Source organism: Candidatus Obscuribacterales bacterium, assembly GCA_036703605.1.
Lineage (GTDB): Bacteria > Cyanobacteriota > Cyanobacteriia > RECH01 > RECH01 > RECH01.
This window is the reverse complement of record DATNRH010001145.1, coordinates 1-4,014: the sequence shown is the minus strand read 5'-3', so window position 1 is coordinate 4,014 and position 4,014 is coordinate 1. Positions and strand designations below refer to the sequence as shown.

Annotated in this window: 4 protein-coding genes; 1 reads left to right on the top strand and 3 read right to left on the bottom strand. The window is 55.8% G+C overall.

Annotated features, from left to right (window positions below; translation table 11 throughout):
- Positions 1-36 precede the first annotated feature (36 nt).
- A complete protein-coding gene (locus V6D20_23660; GenBank protein HEY9818777.1) occupies positions 37-324 on the bottom strand; it encodes a hypothetical protein in 288 nt (95 codons plus the stop codon).
- Between the two features lie 79 nt (positions 325-403).
- Here V6D20_23660 and V6D20_23655 point away from each other — a divergent pair, with 79 nt between their 5' ends.
- Positions 404-865 carry a hypothetical protein gene (locus V6D20_23655; GenBank protein ID HEY9818776.1) on the top strand — a complete coding sequence of 154 codons (462 nt, stop codon included), beginning with the start codon at positions 404-406 and terminating at the stop codon, positions 863-865.
- Positions 866-1,093: 228 nt separating this feature from the next.
- Here V6D20_23655 and V6D20_23650 read toward each other — a convergent pair whose 3' ends face one another.
- Together V6D20_23650 and V6D20_23645 are read right to left on the bottom strand one after the other, a co-directional pair.
- Complete coding sequence (locus V6D20_23650) at positions 1,094-1,999, bottom strand: hypothetical protein (GenBank protein ID HEY9818775.1); 906 nt, start codon at positions 1,997-1,999, stop codon at positions 1,094-1,096.
- Positions 2,000-3,779: 1,780 nt separating this feature from the next.
- A partial coding sequence (locus tag V6D20_23645; protein ID HEY9818774.1) for a hypothetical protein occupies positions 3,780-4,014 on the bottom strand: 235 nt, incomplete at its 5' end.

Sequence of the window (4,014 nt, the reverse complement as noted above, 5' to 3'; positions counted from 1 at the left end):
GGGCGCCGGTGGTGGTGAAGAGGGGGGCGGGGGGGCTTAGCTCATACCTTTGCCAGGTTCGATAGGCTGCTCAGCATTTTCAGCCTCTGCCCCTACGTCTAGCACGTCATCCTCATCCTCAGGTGTATCCACAGGGTCCTCGCTGGCGTTTTCCCCATCGCTCCTGTCGTCCTCGTCTTCGTCATCGGCAGCAGCGCTCTCTTGATTCACCGCTGCCAAAACTTCGGAGAGGTAGTCGTTCTCGATAGGTGAGGGCGACACATCGTTGCTAGCCGAAGCATCGGCCTGGGCCTCCACCACAGGTAGGTCTTTGACTGCGACCATTTGACCAATGGACTTCAAGCCTGCCTAAGAAGCCATTAGCTGGCGGGCGCCATACCGTTTTTAGGATGGCGCGGCAGCTGTGGTTGTCGTTGGTCTGGCCAAGGGTCTTGCCGATTTTCAGCAACAGCTGAATTGGCATCTCATTGAAGAGCCTCCCAGAGTTGATGTCAAGCCCGCCAACATGGAGCCAGTACTTGCAGAGGTAGCTGACAGTGATGAAGTTCGGCTTTCCAAAGGAGAGGTCAGCCTCCGTTTGATCCTTCAGCATCTCATAGAGCGCGGCAAGGGCGTCCTGGACAAGCTTGTCGATCTCGCCTCCAGGCTCGAGTTCAGAGCGAGCAACACGTTTCCGATGGCGCAGCTTTACCAGGGGCAGAAATGTTGCCCAACGCTGAAGGTCAGCCACGTAGCTCTCGCGGACAGCAGCGTTGCCATCGCACTTCCAGTTGTAGAGCAAGGGCAGGGACATGTCAAGCCAGCTTTCCATTCCGTCTCCCGTCAGGTAGGCCAGCTTGAACACCTCGCCTGGTTGTGGCCGTGAATCATCGCGCACCAGCTTGGCAATGCGACGGAGGTACGGAAAGCGTGGATGAGCAGCGACGGCCTGATTGACAACTGGGCGTGAGAGAGGACCGGGCGGGTTGACTTACACTTTGCCAATGCTGGGTACTTTGTCAAGAGACCGGATGTGATCCACACGGCGAGGCCCTCAGTGACCTGATGAAGCTCGCATAGCGGGGCGCTCTCGAACCACTGGGGCCAAAGGAAGTCAAGCAGAACGCCAAGAGGCTGCAAAGATCAGCGCCTGGACGGGGCTTACGTAGACAGGGTGGAGATGGTGCTCGTTAAGCAACGTGCTTTTGGTACGTTGACCCACCACAATATTGTGTAGTACCTCTCCACTTCGCATTTTTTGGCATGCAGCACGGTCCTCGTCCGACGGCGGAGGGTCGTAGCCTTGATAGTCGAGGGAGAAAAACTTGAGCTGCTCCCTGTCTCGTTCGTCCAATCTAGGAAGTGAGGCTAGTGAACGTGCCTGCTTGGGTGCGGTTGATTCGCCGACTTGATTCCAAGCCAATACACCTGGTTGACGTGGTCGCCTGGCCAAGATTAGCGGCGAGCAAGGCTTACCTATCATGCTGTAGAGGGTTGCGAACACTCGGGTTGGCGTTGTGTGCACATTCAGCGAGAGGGACATTTCCATGCCCTTCTCCATCACACGAAGAGGCCCAATCAACGCCTGGTAGAGCATTGTCTGCAGGGCCACACAGACTTGGGCGCCACTGAGACCTCGCGTAGGGAAGAGGGCAAGCAGCTCCTTTGAGGCGATCGTTCGGAGATGGTCAGAGTGTGAGTTTGCCAGGTCGACAAAGACAGCATAGAGCTTAGCCTTGCGGAAGGGCTTCAGCAGAAACTCATCAGCGCCCACACGCACAAGGACTAGGCGGTCGCCCTCGTGCACCTCTCGCGTTCGCTCCACCTCGTTCTGGATCCATCGCCATCTGTCAGTGTTGTTCAACTCCTCAATGAAGCCATCATTGTAGTCGTAGAGCCAGTGCATCGGTAGGTCCTTGGGATGACGATCACAAAGCAGCGGGATGACGTCGTAAATGCTTCGATACGCCCCGACAAGATTGTCGCCAACAGGGAGCTTGAATGGAAAGGTTCGCTGCAAGGTTTTAGCAAAGCTCGCCTTACCGTGGTATCCGATACTCTCAAGTGGCTGTGGCCCGCCATGAATTGATTAATCAGCGCATTTGTTGAACGCGGCAGCTGCTGCTCCCTGGCCAGCTCCACAATACCCGGCAGCGCGAGCAACAACTTATCCATCTGTGTCGATGACATTGCTCCAAATGTAGGAGACAGAAGGGCCAAGAGGCGCTTCGACAACTCTTTGTCACTGGAAGAGGGCGGAGGAGCAAAGCGGGGCAGCGGAGGAACGGGAGCAAAACGCGTCCGCGTAGTCAGGTCATCTGTGGCAACCTCCTCTCTGATCTCTAACGAGGGGTTGGCCACACAAATATCTTCGTGCTGCGAGCTAGGAAGTAAGGGTGGCTCGGCAAGAGAGGAGAGGTTGTGGAGGGGGGGGGGGAGGGCAGAGTACGCACATGATCACAGATTCTTCGAATTCCCGCAAGCAGAACAGGCAAGATCTCTCACAAGCAAGTCGGTGCTGCACTTGAGCCTCAACGGATGGGTGTAGCGTTTGGCAGCGAGCGCAAAAGCGCCTCATGTTGCGATCATGGTCCGCACCACCTACATGGCGGTTCCTTGCGGCGTTAGAGATGGGGTTTTTTATATACCATTGCCATTCTTGAGCAGATATGTCTTTCCTGCATGCATAGCACCATCGACGGCGGTGGACAGAGGTGAGGTGTTCGATTTTGTCGGCCAAGCTTGCGAACATTGACCGGCCTCCTCTGCAGGGAGGTATATGGCATGTGGACCAGTATGGATGTCCGCTCATAAGGTCTTGGTGCGGGGTTTGTGACTTCGAGAGCCGAGTCGGGGCCTAGTGGGGATGATGACCATCTCAGGCAGGAACCTCAAGCAGTAGGTTCACGTGGGGGCTGGCTGAGTCTGACATGTAACACGCTGCCAAAGTCTCATGGATCCTTTGGAAACTTATGGTTGTGAGGCACAGCCGCGCTACTCTGGGTCGTTCAAAGTGATGGGGCTCTTGCTCGGTGCGAACCACTTTCCACTCATCACCAATAATGATACGTCCACCATCAAAACGGCACCACAGCTCATCTTGAGCCGGGGCTTACTCGATGCTTTTACTGACGAGCGTCTTGGCGATGTGCTTTGCATCTCGGACGGAAATGACAGTCCACGGTGAGCTGCTGTCCTTTCCTTATTATTAGCATTCCCGTTATTGTCGACCTCAATCGTGTAGCGGATATCCCCACCCTTCGAGGCGAGGTTTGTTCCTGTTGTCTGACATCCCTAAGATTGTCTTCACCTGGCCGCTGCCAATGGCCCAGCACGACCTCACGGAGAGCACCATGAGATTGTGGTTCCCTACTAGCCCAATTGGTGCTCCTCAACTCCCGAATGCCCTGACCATTCACTTGGAGGGAGGCGCTGGCCACAACATTGAGCAGTCCATTCAAAAACTCCTTCTCCTCAACCCTATCCTCAGAGTGGATAAGGTCTTCCATGCTGCGTCCTATTACTCTCATGGATTTTCCTCACTGCAATGGGGACTCGTATGGAGGAATCCCGGTATGCAGGAACCGGGCAGCTGCGCCTGGAAGGTTGTCGCTATGTACGACCACAGGGGGACTCAAGTGTCCACCGCTCGTGGTAGGAACAACTTCTACTCAAGCATAGTCAAAGGACCAGTAGATGTGTCCGTCAACTCGAACTTCAACCTTCGTGGTATCTCGCGAACTGGCAGTCCCCCCCCGCTCATACCAATCCGGAAGTAAATCGTTGGGCAATAATATGCTTTAATATTCTTGACTAAATGTCTCGGAAAGGGTCAGGTCCTCCTCGAGCGGGTTGGCTAAGCCGTCGGCGAAGAAGAAGCCGCCATCCAGCGGGGGGTCGGCAACCCCGTCAGCGAAGAAGAAGCCGCCATCCAGCGGCGGGTCGGCAACCCCGTCAGCGAAGAAGAAGCCGCCATCCAGCGGCGGGTCGGCAACCCCGTCAGCGAAGAAGAAGCCGCCATCCAGCGGCGGGTCG